This window comes from Pseudomonas sp. XP2 (genome assembly GCF_053557975.1).
Genome location: NZ_JBNRIK010000021.1, coordinates 96701 through 108382, shown reverse-complemented (window position 1 = coordinate 108382; position 11682 = coordinate 96701). Strand labels below are relative to the sequence as shown.

The following is an 11682-nucleotide window of genomic DNA, read 5'->3' as shown; positions in this document are numbered from 1 at the left end:
CAAGGCCGCTCCTACAGGGACCGCGTCAGTCGGCCAGGCCCACCTTGAGTAGTGCGCCGTCCTTGTCATCGGTCAGCACATAAATATAGCCATCCGGCCCCAGCCGCACATCGCGGATACGCGCCTTCAAGTCACCGAGCAAACGTTCCTCATGCACGACCTTGTCCCCCTTCAGCTGCAAGCGGATCAGCTCCTGTGTCGCCAGCGCACCAATGAACAGGTTATGGTCCCAGGCCTTGAATGTCGGGCTGTCGTAGAACGCCATGCCGCTGATACCTGGCGACTTCTCCCACACATGGTGTGGGTCGACCATGCCTTGCACATGCTTGCCCTTGGCCTCGGGGATCGGCAGCAGCGAATAGTTGATGCCATGGGTCGCAATCGGCCAGCCGTAGTTCTTGCCGGGTTCGGGGATGTTGATTTCGTCGCCACCGCGCGGGCCGTGCTCGTGGGTCCACAGCTTGCCGGTCCAGGGGTTCAGCGCGGCGCCCTGCTGGTTGCGGTGGCCGAACGACCAGATCTCCGGCCGCACGTTGTCCTTGCCAACGAAGGGGTTGTCCTTGGGCACTTCGCCATCCGGCAAAATGCGCACGATCTTGCCTTGCAGCTTGTCCAGGTCCTGGGCAGTGGCGCGCTGGTTGTTCTCACCCAGGGCGATGAACAGATAGCCGTCACGGTCGAAGACCAGGCGCGAGCCGAAGTGGTTGCCCACCGACAGCTTGGGCTGCTGGCGGAAGATCACGCTAAAGTTCTCCAGCCGGGCGCGGTCTTCGGACAGCTGGCCACGGCCGACGGCGGTGCCGGCCTTGCCGTCACTGCCCTCTTCGGCGTAAGACAGGTACACGGTACGGTCCTTGTCGAACGCCGGCGACAGCACGACATCCAGCAGGCCGCCCTGGCCCTCGGCCCAGACCTTGGGCACACCGCTGATCGGCGGGCCGACCTTGCCTTCAGTGTTGACCACCCGCAGGTTGCCGGCGCGTTCGGTGACCAGCATGTCCTTGCCGCCTGGCAGAAACGCCAGAGCCCAGGGGTTGCGCAGGCCGTCGGCCAGGGTGCTGACGATCAACGTGCCTTCTTCGCTGTGAAACTGTTGCTCTGCGGCCGCCTGAGCCAACAACGGCATGAGTGCAGCAGCAGTCAAGGTGACTAGCCAGGTTGCTTTAGGCATGCAGGATTCCTTTCATATGGGCTCACGGCGCACGGGTGTTGTCGCGGGGTGGCCGGGTCGGTTCCAGGTTCGGGGTTTGTTGCTGACGACGCAGGTTGTCGCCGTTGCCGATGCCGCGGTTGTCGAGGCTGGGCGTGCGCTGGTACGGGTCGGTGGACGGGCCGCGCACAGGGGGCATGGCCGGCATGCTGCCCTGGCGGCTGTTGGGATTGGCACGCTGAATCGGGCTGTTGTAGGGGTTATTGTTGCCAGCGGCAAGCTGCAAAGGCTGTTGCGGGGCAGCGTGCGCAGGCAGGCACAAGGCCAGGCTGAGGGCCAGGATGGGCAGTGTCGGGTTCATGCTTCACCTCCTGTACGAAAATGCCGCGCCTGGTGGGTTTGATAGCCTAAGGCGCGAGGGGTTCGAGACAAAAGTGTGAATTGGGGCGGAGATGATTCCTGATGTTTCAGTATGCGCCCTTTCGAGCATTGATCATTGTGGGAGCGGGCTTGTCCCGCGAAGGCAGCCACGCGGTGCATGGCACCGGCCTTGCCGGTGTTCGCGGGCCAAGCCCGCTCCCACAGCGCCCCTGCTTACTGGCTTTTGTCTAATTTGTGCCGCGCCGCATACAGGCACAGCATCTCCATCGCCAGGGTCGCCCCCGCCAGCGCCGTGATATCGGCATGGTCATAAGCCGGTGCCACCTCCACCAGGTCCATGCCCACAAGGTTGATACCGCGCAGCCCACCCAGAATCTCCAGCGCCTGCACCGTGGTCAAACCACCACACACCGGTGTACCTGTGCCCGGCGCATAGGCCGGGTCGAGGCAGTCGATATCGAAGGTCAGGTACACCGGCCGCTCACCCACGCGCTGGCGAATCGCCGCAATCACCGCCTCGGTGCCCTGCCGGTGCACCTGACGGGCATCGAGGACGGCAAAGCCCTGGCTGTCGTCGTTGGTGGTGCGCAGGCCAATCTGCACCGAGCAGGCCGGGTCTACCAGGCCCTCGCGGGCGGCATGCCAGAACATGGTGCCATGGTCGATACGCTTGCCCTCCTCGTCCGGCCAGGTGTCGCTGTGGGCATCGAAGTGGATCAGCGCCAGCGGGCCATGCCGGCGGGCGTGGGCCTTGAGCAACGGGTAGCTGATGAAGTGGTCGCCGCCGAGGGTAAGCATGGCGCAGCCCGCGTCCAGAATATGGGCGGCGTGGGCCTCGATGCTATCCGGCACCGACTGCGGCGTGCCACTGTCGAACGCGCAGTCGCCATAGTCGATCACGGCCAGGTGGTCGAACGGGTCGAACGCCCACGGCCAGTGCCGTGCCCACGCCTGCTGCACCGAGGCGGCGCGGATCGCCCGTGGGCCGAAACGCGCCCCTGGGCGGTTGCTGGTGGCGGTATCGAACGGCACTCCGCTGACCACCACATCCACACCGCGCAAGTCGCGGCTGTAGCGGCGGCGGGAGAAACTGGTAATGCCGGCATAGGTACTTTCTGCGGCAGTGCCGTACAGGCTGTCGCGGGTCATCGCCTGGTCGTTGCTTGCGGCTTGCTCCACGGTCGGGCTCCTTGGTTGTTATCAGTTACTGGCGGCTGCGAAAGGCCGTCCACAGGCGGTTACGCTGGCGCAGGTCGGCCAGGGCCATGCTGCGGTCGGCAAACAGCCGCTGGCGCACCTCGGCAGGCGGGTAGATGTCCGGATCGTTGCGCACCGCTTCGTCCACCAACGGCGTGGCTGCCTGGTTGGCGTTGGCGAAGAACAGCGTGTTGGTCAGCGCAGCCACCGACTCGGGCTTGAGCATGAAGGCGATGAACGCCCGCGCGGCTTCGGGGTGCGGGGCGTCCTTGGGGATAACCAGGTTGTCCTGCCACACCAGCGTGCCTTCGCGTGGGATGCGGTAGATCAGCTCGAACGGCTTGCCGGCGCGGCGCGCCTGGTCGGCAGCCATCGCTGCATCGCCGTTATAGGTCAGCGCCAGGCACACGCTACCGTTGGCCAGGTCGCTGATCTGCCGGCCATTGGCGACGTAGCTGATCGAGGGTTGCAACTGGCTAAGCAGCTGCTGCGCGGCGGCCAGATCATCTTTGTCCTGGCTGTAAGGGTCCTTGCCCAGGTAGTTCAGGGCCACGCCGATCACCTCTTGCGGCGAGTCGGGCATGGCGATGCCACAGTCCTTCAGGCGGCTGGCGTATTCGGGTTTGAACAGCAGGTCGAGGCTGTCCAGCGGCACATCGCCCAGGCGCTGTCGCACGGCCTCTACGTTCACCCCAAGGCCCAGCGTGCCCCAGGTGTACGGCACGGCATGGCGGTTGCCGGGGTCGGCCTCGGCGAGCTTGGCCAGCAAGTCCTTGTCGAGGTTGCTGTAGCCGGGCATGCCCTGGGGGTCGAGCGGTTGCAGGGCATTGGCCTTGAGCGCCCGGGCCAGTACGGTCGACGATGGCACCACCACGTCGTAACCACTGCCACCGGTGAGCAGCTTGGTCTCCAGCACCTCGGTGGTGTCGAAGGTGTCGTAGCGCACTTTGTAGCCGGTTTCCTGCTCGAAGCGCTGAAGGGTTTGCGGGGCGACGTAGTCGGCCCAGCTGTAGAGGTTGACGACCTTTTCTTCGGCCTGCAGCGGCAAGGCCAGGACCAGGGACAACAGGCACAACGATCGACGCATGACGGACACCTCGGCAAATGGGTGGATGCGGCAAGCATGCCAGCCGGGTTACATTGCAGGAATGACAAGCTTGCAAAGCTGACATTCATCAGGAGCAATGTAATGCTCGGACAAGTACACGACCCCGACCTGCACCTGCTGCGGCTGTTCGTCACTGTAGTCGAGGCCGGGGGTTTCAGCGCCGCGCAAGGCGTGCTGGGCTTGAGCCAGCCCACCATCAGCCAGCGCATGGCGCAGCTGGAAACGCGCCTTGGCTACCGCCTGTGCAGCCGAGGCAAGGGTGGTTTCCACCTGACGGAGAAAGGCACATTGCTATTGGATGCAGCACGTGGGCTGCTGCTGAACATCGAGCAGTTTCGCCAGCAGGCCAACGGCGTGGGCGAGCGGTTGCTCGGGACGGTGCGCATCGGCATGGCAGAAAACCAGGACAAGGCAGTGAGCCTGAAGCTGGCGCAGGCCATTGCGGCGTTCCGCACACGAAAGGAATCGGTGCAGCTGGAGCTGATCAGTGCACCGCCGGCGGAACTGGAGCGGTTGTTGCTGGAGCAGCGGCTGGATTACGCCATCAGCTACTTCTCTGGCATCCAGGCGGCCTTTGATTACCAACCCTTGTTCCAGGAGCGGCAACGCCTGTATTGCGGCAAGGGTCATGAACTGTTCGGCGAGCCGAGTGTTGGGCTTGAGCGGTTGCTGGAGATGGACCAGGTGCGCCATCCCTACCGGTTTCTCAAAGGCGGTGAGCCGTTCCAGAGCCGGCACAGCATGGCTGTGGCGGAGCAGATCGAGAGCGTGCTGACGTTCATGCTGTCAGGGCGGCATATTGGCTACCTGCCCTGCCATTGCGCGCACGCCTGGGAGGCGGAGGGGTTGTTGTGGGCGCTGAACCCAGGGCTGGATTTTGTAGTGCCGTTTACCCTGGCCAGGCATCGGGCGCAAGTGACGGGTGAAGCGCAGCAGGCGTTTGCCGAGGACTTGCTCGCGGCGTTTGCCTGAACCGGCCTGTGTGGGGGGCTTGTCCCGCGAAGCAGCCTGCGCGGTGGATGGCACGGGCTTCGCCCGTGTTCGCGGGGCAAGCCCGCCCCCACAGTGATCGCGCCAGCTTTGAGATGTCGTGCAAGACAGTTGCTCGCACAGAGGCCGGCGCAAACAACACCCTTCAGTAGGCCATGCTCCAGGTCAGGGTGTAGGTCCGCCCGCGCCCCTGGTAGTCATACAGGTATGCCGGGCCGTAGGTCGGCGAATAGAACAGCGTCGCGCGTTGGCCCCAGACCGTGCTGTACTGCTTGTCCAGCAGGTTCTGGATGCCGGCGCTGAAGATGCCGAAGCCGGTGTCCTGGCTGGCCAGCAGGTCGAAGGTGGTGTAACCGTCGATCTCGTGGTCGGCATCATCCTTCAGGCTGAAGGCATGGTTAGCCTGCAGCCGCGCACTGCGGCCATCGTCTTTCCACCCGACAAATGCAGTGGCCTTGGACAAGGATGCATAACGGGCATCACGCTTGATCCACCCGCCGTCAGCGGCCTCTTCCTCGGAACGGGTCAGGTGCAAGGTACCGCCCGCTTCCCAACCCGTCTGGAAGTGGCGGGTCAGCGCACCTTCGAAGCCGAAGTCGCGGCTCTTCTGCTCTTGCACGTTGATCGTCAGCGTTTGCGAATCAACGTTGATGATCTTGTCCGACCAGATGTAGTACAGCGCTGCCTGGGCATCCCAGTCCAGGTCGGCATAGCGCCAACCCAGTTCCACCTGGCGGCTCTTGATGCCGGCCAGCGGGTTGTCGGCCACGCTCAGGCCCGGCTTGCCGTAGTACTTGGCAGGGTCGGGCAGGTCGAAACCTTCGCCATAGTTGGTCCATACCTGGTGGCCGTTCTTGAAGTCGTAGATGGCACCCAGGTTGAACAGGTTGACCTGGTAATCGTTGCTGCCGCCCGGCACGCCCTTGAAGTCGCTGACGTCCACGTCCATCTGCTGGCGACGGGCACCGCCGGAGAACGTCAGGTTGTCAGTGGCATGCCAGTCCAGCTGGGCATACACCGAAACACCATCGACCCGGTAGCTGGGATAGCGCGCCGCCTTGCTGTCCTTTTCCATCTCAAGGCCGCCCGATTCGGACGATGTCAGGGCATTGAAGGTGGTCTGTTCGGCATTGAAGCGCTCGCGGTCAAGGTCGACGCCGTAGGTCAGCTTCAACGTGTCCCACTGCTTGGCGAACAGGCCCTTGAGGCTGGTGACCTCGAAATTCTGCTGCGAGGCAGCAAAGTAAACCCCACGCGAACCGGTGGGCGTGGCGCGGTTGTAGTACGGGAAGGGGTAAAAGTTGTCGTCTTCCTTGCGGTACGAGGCCTGCAGGTAGAAGTCCTGGCCCAGCACGTCGCTGTGGTGGTAATTGGCGTTCAGCAACAGGCGCCGGGTACGCGGCTCCAGGTCCGACGAGTAACCGCTGCGCAGTTCGGCGTCTTCGAGGTCTGACGGCGCGTTGTAGTTGAGGTTGGGGAAGTAGATGCCCGTGCTGCCGTGGTTGCCAGAATCGTAGTACTGGGCCAACAGGTCGAGACGCTGCTGGTCATTCAACTGCAAGCCCAGAGTGCCGAGCACGTCGATGGTGCGGTTGTACTGCAGGTCGGTCTGGGTGTTGTCGATGAAAATCTGGTCGCCGGCGCCGTCGTAGAAGGCTTCGTTCTGCTCACCGGAAATCCCCAGCCGGGCATTGAAGCGTTCGTTGCCGCCACTGATCGACTGGGCAAAGCGAGTGGCCAGGTCATCGCTGTTGTTGAAACCGCTGCTGGCACCAAGCTGGGTTTCGAAGCGCGCAGGGCCGGGCTCGCCCTTCTTGGTCACGATGTTGATGATGCCGCCCGTGGCGCCGCCGCCGTAGATGGCGCTGGCGCCAGACAGCACTTCGACCCGCTCGACGTTGAACGGCGAAATGCTGTCGAACTGGCGCGACAGGCCGCGCGAGCTGTTCTGGCTGACCCCGTCGATCATCACCAGCACATTGCGCCCGCGCATGTTCTGGCCATAGTTGGTGCGCCCTTCTGGCGCCAGGTCGAGGCCGGGCACAAGCTTGCCGATGGCCTCTTTAAGGCTGACGCCGCTGTCGATCTGCTCACGCAACTGCTGCTGGTCGACCACCCAGACGGTGCCGGGGATTTCGCTGATCGAGGTGCTGGTGCGCGAGGCCACGCTGACTTCGATCGGCTTGAGGGTGACGGCCTGCGGCGCGGCCTCGGCCTTGCGCAGGGTCACGGTGCGCGCGTCGCTGAAGTGCCAGTTCATGCCGCTGCCGGCCAGCAACTGCTGCAGGGCCTGCTCGACGCTGTAGCTGCCGTGGAGGGACGGGCTGGCAACGCCTGCAACATCGCCTGTGGTGTACAGCAAGTGCAGGCCGGCCTGGTCGGCGAAGGTGGTCAAGGCCTGGTCCAGCGGCTGGGCTGGCAGGTTTAGCTGAACCTGGCGAACCTGCATCCGGGGCTGTTCGGCAGCCGTCGCGGCCCAGGCATGCGGGTGTCCGACCAGCATGGCCAGTGCGCTGCAGGACATCAGGGTGTGGTGAAAAGCACTGCGACGGCGGTGCAAAGGCTTGAGCATCAGAGGCACGAATGAGCTTCCTGACAAGTCGTAAATGAGAATGGGTTGCTGATCAGTCCCACTACGACGATCTGGCTTGCAGGAACTTGCAGTGCCAAACGGAAAATATTTTTATTGCTGTGCTGCGAAGAGGCCGGTACAGGCCAGTCAGTGAACCACAGCCAACCACGGCAGATAGGTAACCTTCAGCCCATAGCGCTGCTCCAACGTGCGCAGCAGGGCTTCAGGCTCATCAAGGTCAAACACCCCGCTCACCTCCATCGCCGCCAGCTTGCTATCGGACAGCACGATGCGCCCATGCCGGTAACGCTCAAGCTCGGTCAGCACCTGCCCCAGCGGTTTGCCGTTGAAGATCAGCTTGCCGCGCTGCCAGGCCATCTGCGCACCGGCATCGGCCGTCACCGCCAGTTCAGTTTCGCCAACCTTGGCTTCACCGCGTGCCAACACCACGCGACCATCGCGACGCACGCTAAAGGTGGCGGCACCACCCTGCACCTGCTCACCTGCCGTATCGACCACAAACGGCCGCGGATCATCGGTGGTCTCGAACAGGGCCTCACCGGCATCCAGCACCACCCGGCGTTCGTGCTCACTGAACACCACACTCAACGCACTGGCGCTGTTCAAGGTTACCCGCGTGCCGTCAGCCAGGATAATGACCTGCCGCTCACCCACTGCGGTGTGGTAGTCCGCCAGCAGTATCGGCGCCTGCTGCCAACCCGCCACAGCGGCGACCAGCAATGCCACAGAGGCAGCCACACCCGCCTGCTTGAGCCAGTCGCGGCAATGGCGCAGGGCTTGGCCGATATATTTGGCCACCATGCTCTCGGAAACCCCCAGCCGCTGTGCGATCTGCGCCTGTGTCAGGCCATCGACACGGTTCAGCAACAATGCCTGGCGGGCGTTGTCGGGCAGTTTCAGCAGCGCATCGTCAAGAATTTGCAGGCGCTCCCGGGCCAGCAACAACGCCTCAGGCGCTGGCGCCGGGCAGGCCAGCTCACCGGCTCCGTCACAGTCGTCATGGCTGGCAGCGAGGCGCTGCTCGCGGCGCAAGGCATCGATTGCCAGGTTACCGGCCACGCGGAAGATGAAGCTGCGGGCGTGCAGCACCGGCACCGCTAGTTCATCGACTTTCACCAGCTTCAAATAGGTTTCCTGCGCCACGTCCGCGGCGCGCTGGCGATCGCTCATGCGCCGGGTCAGAAACAGCAACAGGTCGTCGTAGTGCTCCTGGAAAGTCGCCAGCAGGCCCGACACGGGTGACATCAGCATGGGTTTGGTAACAGCCAGCAGGAAAAGTTATCGAGCGTTAATGAGAAACAGTATCGTTCATCTTCAAGGACACTTTCAACGCCGACGCGCATTTGCCACACTGAGGGTTCGCCCACTCTGGCAAGGTCGCCCGCAATGACACCCCGCCCGTACCGCTGTATCCGCCTGTTTCTCGTCCTGCTGATGGTTTATGGGCTGGGCGCTTGCGCTCTGTTTCAACCACGCGACCCGGTCAACATCAGCGTGATCGGTATCGAGCCGCTGGCCGGGCAGGAACTGGAACTGCGCATGGCGGTGAAAATGCGGGTGCAAAACCCCAACGAGTCGCCGATCGACTACAACGGGATCGCCCTGAACCTGGAAGTGAACGGCCAGCCGCTGGCCGCCGGGGTCAGCGACCAGCAAGGGCACATTGGCCGCTACGACGAGGCGGTGATCGTGGTGCCGGTGAGCATCACGGCGTTTTCCTTCCTGCGCCAGGCCTATGGGCTGGGCACGGTGGATTCGCTGAAGGGTTTGCCCTACAAGCTGCGCGGCAAGCTGGCGGGCGGGTTGCTGGGGACCGTGCGCTTTACCGACGAGGGCAAGCTGGACCTGCCCAAAGGCGCCTACTGGTAAGCGCCCGTCGACGGGTGTTCAGCGGTTGGCGCTGGCGGCGGCCATCAACTTGTTGACTTCGCTGCGCACCATGCTGGCGTATTCGGGCGGCGACATGCCCTCCAGTTCGGCGCGTACCCACTCGGCCCATTTACCTTTGCGCCGCGGTTTCTCGGCGATCAGCCGGGCTGCATCACCCTTGGCCTTGCCCAGGTTGCTCTGCCACAGCTCGAACAGCCGCGCCTTCTCTGCCTCGATCTGCGCCCGTTCCTCGAAGCTCATGTTGGCCAGATTGAAACTCATGAAGGTACCTGCAGGTTTGAAAATGGCCGCTATCTTACACCCAGGCAACGCAACATCGGAAAGCCACCGCAACTTTCCCGACGCAGCGGCATCCATTGTTCACACTACCCATCAACGAGGACGAGTTCATGGCCCGTAAAAACGCCACGCTGCCCGACAGCGATCAGATCAAGGACCAGGTATTCAGCGAACTGCAGTCGCTGATCGAGGAATCGGAAAAACTGCTGAACGACAGTGCCGCCCTGGTGGGCGAAGAAGCAGAAACCCTGCGAGCGCAGGTCAGCCTCAAACTGAAACAGGCGCGCCAAGCCGCTGGCAACATACGGGACAAGGCGCAGCCGGTGGTGGACGCCACCCAGGACTATATCGGCGGCCATCCCTGGCAGACCGTAGCCATTTCCGCCGGCCTGGGGGTGGTGGTGGGCCTGCTGCTGGGGCGGCGCAACTGACGCCTGGGCCGCCTGGTGCGAATCAGGCGGCCAGCGCTTGCGGGATACCGCTGTGGAAGCGCAGTTCCACATCTGGGGACTGGATCAGCTCCATTTCTGCAGCGCGCACCAGTTCAACCCGGCGGGCGATGTCTGCCTCATCGCCATAGTTGTGCGCCAGTTTCAGGTAACCCTGGTAATGGCGCGCTTCGCTTTTCAGCAGGCCGTGGTAGAAGCGGCCCAGCTCTTCGTCCAGGTGCGGCACCAGCGCGGCAAAACGCTCGCAACTGCGCGCCTCGATGAACGCCCCCACCACCAGCGTGTCCACCAGCTTGACCGGCTCGTGAGCGCGCACCAGGCGGCGCAGCCCTGAGGCATAGCGCCCCGCCGACACCGGTCGTAGTGGCACGCCACGGCGCTTCATCAAGCGCAGTACTTGTTCGTGATGCACCAGTTCCTCACGTGCCAGGCGCGACATCATGTTGATCAGGTCGAGGTGAGTGTTGTACTTGGCCATCAGGCTCAAGGCCGTGCTCGCGGCCTTGAATTCGCAGTTCTTGTGGTCGATCAGCAGGGTTTCCTGGTCGGCGAGCGCCGCTTCGATCCAGGCGTCTGGCGTCGGGCAGCCAAGAAAGGCATCGATTTCGGGGATCAGGGACATAAGCGTGCAACCACACAGAACAGGCAGGGCCGGCGATTATACCGGCGGCGGCGGGCGGCGCCAGTGACTAAGCTTGTTGATGTACATCAAACGCCAGCAGGGGGCGCGCCGTCTATAGTCAGGCATTGGTCGCCACCTTTGAAGGGAGCTTACGCCCATGCAAGCCGTCCGCAGCATCCTCGTCGTCCTCGACCCCGAGCACGCCCACAGCCGGGCGCTGACCCGGGCCAAGCTGATCGCCGGCGTCACCGGCGCTCGGCTGCACCTGCTGATGTGCGACAAACGGCATGATCACAGTGCGCTACTGAGCCTGCTCAGCAGCCAGTTGCATGATGACGGCTACGACAACATCACCCATGAGGAGGCTTGGCGCGACAACCTGCACGACACCATCATCTATGTACAGCAGGCCGAAGGTTGCGACCTGGTGATCAAGGACCACCGCCCGGACAGTTCGCTGAGAAAGGCCCTGCTCACCCCCAGCGACTGGAAACTGCTGCGCCAATGCCCATGTGCCGTGCTGATGGTCAAGAGTGAACGGCCGTGGACCGGGGGCAAGATTCTGGCGGCGGTCGACGTGGGCAACCAGGACGAAGACCATCGCCGCCTGCATGCCAGCATCATCGACCATGGCTTCGAGATTGCCAAACTGGCCAAGGGCGAACTGCATGTCATCAGTGCCCATCCGTCGCCGATGCTGTCGGCCTCTGACCCGACCTACCAGCTGAGCGAGACCATCGAGCAGCGCTACCGCGATGCGTGCAAGGCGTTCCAGGCTGAGTACGGCATCAGCGAGGAATGCCTGCATGTAGCTGAAGGGCCGGCAGATGTGTTGATTCCGCACACCGAGAAACTGCTGAACGCGGTGGTGACGGTGATTGGCACGGTGTGCCGCACGGGGATTTCCGGGGCGTTGATTGGTAATACTTCGGAGGTGGTACTGGATGCGCTCGAGGGGGATGTGCTGGTGCTCAAGAGCGAGGAAGCCATCGCTCACCTGGCCGAATTAGCCCGCGGCTGATG

General features: G+C 63.3%; 12 protein-coding genes. 4 read left to right on the top strand and 8 right to left on the bottom strand.

Going from position 1 to position 11682, the window contains the following annotated elements; all coding sequences use genetic code 11:
* Nucleotides 1-25: 25 nt before the first annotated feature.
* The 4 genes from ACK1VC_RS20995 to ACK1VC_RS20980 all read right to left on the bottom strand — a co-directional run bounded on the left by ACK1VC_RS20995 (nt 26) and on the right by ACK1VC_RS20980 (nt 3815).
* Nucleotides 26-1171 (bottom strand): PQQ-dependent sugar dehydrogenase, encoded by a 1146-nt coding sequence (locus ACK1VC_RS20995; protein WP_191087447.1) that lies wholly within the window; start codon nt 1169-1171, stop codon nt 26-28.
* Between the two features lie 22 nt (nt 1172-1193).
* Nucleotides 1194-1511, bottom strand: a complete 318-nt coding sequence (locus tag ACK1VC_RS20990; protein ID WP_023047136.1) for a hypothetical protein — start codon at nt 1509-1511, stop codon at nt 1194-1196.
* A gap of 233 nt (nt 1512-1744) precedes the next feature.
* The gene (speB, locus tag ACK1VC_RS20985) at nt 1745-2710 is read right to left on the bottom strand and encodes an agmatinase (RefSeq protein ID WP_191087446.1); all 966 of its coding nucleotides are present in this window, start codon (nt 2708-2710) and stop codon (nt 1745-1747) included.
* Nucleotides 2711-2735: 25 nt separating this feature from the next.
* A complete protein-coding gene (locus ACK1VC_RS20980; protein WP_060518328.1) occupies nt 2736-3815 on the bottom strand; it encodes a polyamine ABC transporter substrate-binding protein in 1080 nt (359 codons plus the stop codon).
* 102 nt (nt 3816-3917) lie between these two features.
* Between ACK1VC_RS20980 and ACK1VC_RS20975 the strand changes: the two genes are divergently transcribed.
* Nucleotides 3918-4808, top strand: coding sequence for a LysR family transcriptional regulator (locus ACK1VC_RS20975; RefSeq protein WP_023047139.1), 891 nt, complete (start codon nt 3918-3920; stop codon nt 4806-4808).
* Between the two features lie 163 nt (nt 4809-4971).
* On the opposite strand, the gene ACK1VC_RS20970 is transcribed toward ACK1VC_RS20975, so the two are convergent.
* Nucleotides 4972-7398, bottom strand: coding sequence for a TonB-dependent receptor (locus tag ACK1VC_RS20970; protein WP_191087855.1), 2427 nt, complete (start codon nt 7396-7398; stop codon nt 4972-4974).
* Between the two features lie 147 nt (nt 7399-7545).
* A complete protein-coding gene (locus ACK1VC_RS20965) occupies nt 7546-8670 on the bottom strand; it encodes a sigma-70 family RNA polymerase sigma factor (protein ID WP_016485796.1) in 1125 nt (374 codons plus the stop codon).
* Nucleotides 8671-8805: 135 nt separating this feature from the next.
* Between ACK1VC_RS20965 and ACK1VC_RS20960 the strand changes: the two genes are divergently transcribed.
* Entirely contained in the window at nt 8806-9288 is a 483-nt protein-coding gene (locus ACK1VC_RS20960; RefSeq protein ID WP_016485795.1) for an LEA type 2 family protein, read from the top strand.
* Nucleotides 9289-9306: 18 nt separating this feature from the next.
* Here the strand turns inward: ACK1VC_RS20960 and ACK1VC_RS20955 are convergent, their stop codons facing one another.
* Nucleotides 9307-9570: a hypothetical protein gene (locus tag ACK1VC_RS20955; protein ID WP_023047141.1), complete on the bottom strand. Its 264-nt coding sequence runs from the start codon at nt 9568-9570 to the stop codon at nt 9307-9309.
* 128 nt (nt 9571-9698) lie between these two features.
* On the opposite strand from ACK1VC_RS20955, the gene ACK1VC_RS20950 reads away from it, so the two are divergent.
* Nucleotides 9699-10019: a DUF883 family protein gene (locus tag ACK1VC_RS20950; protein WP_016485793.1), complete on the top strand. Its 321-nt coding sequence runs from the start codon at nt 9699-9701 to the stop codon at nt 10017-10019.
* 22 nt (nt 10020-10041) lie between these two features.
* On the opposite strand, the gene miaE is transcribed toward ACK1VC_RS20950, so the two are convergent.
* Nucleotides 10042-10659: a tRNA-(ms[2]io[6]A)-hydroxylase gene (gene miaE, locus ACK1VC_RS20945; RefSeq protein WP_016485792.1), complete on the bottom strand. Its 618-nt coding sequence runs from the start codon at nt 10657-10659 to the stop codon at nt 10042-10044.
* Between the two features lie 157 nt (nt 10660-10816).
* On the opposite strand from miaE, the gene ACK1VC_RS20940 reads away from it, so the two are divergent.
* Complete coding sequence (locus tag ACK1VC_RS20940) at nt 10817-11680, top strand: universal stress protein (protein ID WP_016485791.1); 864 nt, start codon at nt 10817-10819, stop codon at nt 11678-11680.
* The last annotated feature ends 2 nt before the right edge of the window (nt 11681-11682 follow it).

What these genes read in the sequence shown, in the direction of transcription:
- ACK1VC_RS20955 (WP_023047141.1), bottom strand. Translation starts at nt 9,570, where the DNA reads ATGAGTTTCAATCTGGCCAACATGAGCTTCGAGGAACGGGCGCAGATC.
- ACK1VC_RS20940 (WP_016485791.1), top strand. Translation starts at nt 10,817, where the DNA reads ATGCAAGCCGTCCGCAGCATCCTCGTCGTCCTCGACCCCGAGCACGCC.
- ACK1VC_RS20995 (WP_191087447.1), bottom strand. Translation starts at nt 1,171, where the DNA reads ATGCCTAAAGCAACCTGGCTAGTCACCTTGACTGCTGCTGCACTCATG.
- ACK1VC_RS20965 (WP_016485796.1), bottom strand. Translation starts at nt 8,670, where the DNA reads ATGCTGATGTCACCCGTGTCGGGCCTGCTGGCGACTTTCCAGGAGCAC.
- ACK1VC_RS20975 (WP_023047139.1), top strand. Translation starts at nt 3,918, where the DNA reads ATGCTCGGACAAGTACACGACCCCGACCTGCACCTGCTGCGGCTGTTC.
- ACK1VC_RS20970 (WP_191087855.1), bottom strand. Translation starts at nt 7,398, where the DNA reads ATGCTCAAGCCTTTGCACCGCCGTCGCAGTGCTTTTCACCACACCCTG.
- miaE (WP_016485792.1), bottom strand. Translation starts at nt 10,659, where the DNA reads ATGTCCCTGATCCCCGAAATCGATGCCTTTCTTGGCTGCCCGACGCCA.
- ACK1VC_RS20950 (WP_016485793.1), top strand. Translation starts at nt 9,699, where the DNA reads ATGGCCCGTAAAAACGCCACGCTGCCCGACAGCGATCAGATCAAGGAC.
- ACK1VC_RS20990 (WP_023047136.1), bottom strand. Translation starts at nt 1,511, where the DNA reads ATGAACCCGACACTGCCCATCCTGGCCCTCAGCCTGGCCTTGTGCCTG.
- ACK1VC_RS20960 (WP_016485795.1), top strand. Translation starts at nt 8,806, where the DNA reads ATGACACCCCGCCCGTACCGCTGTATCCGCCTGTTTCTCGTCCTGCTG.
- ACK1VC_RS20980 (WP_060518328.1), bottom strand. Translation starts at nt 3,815, where the DNA reads ATGCGTCGATCGTTGTGCCTGTTGTCCCTGGTCCTGGCCTTGCCGCTG.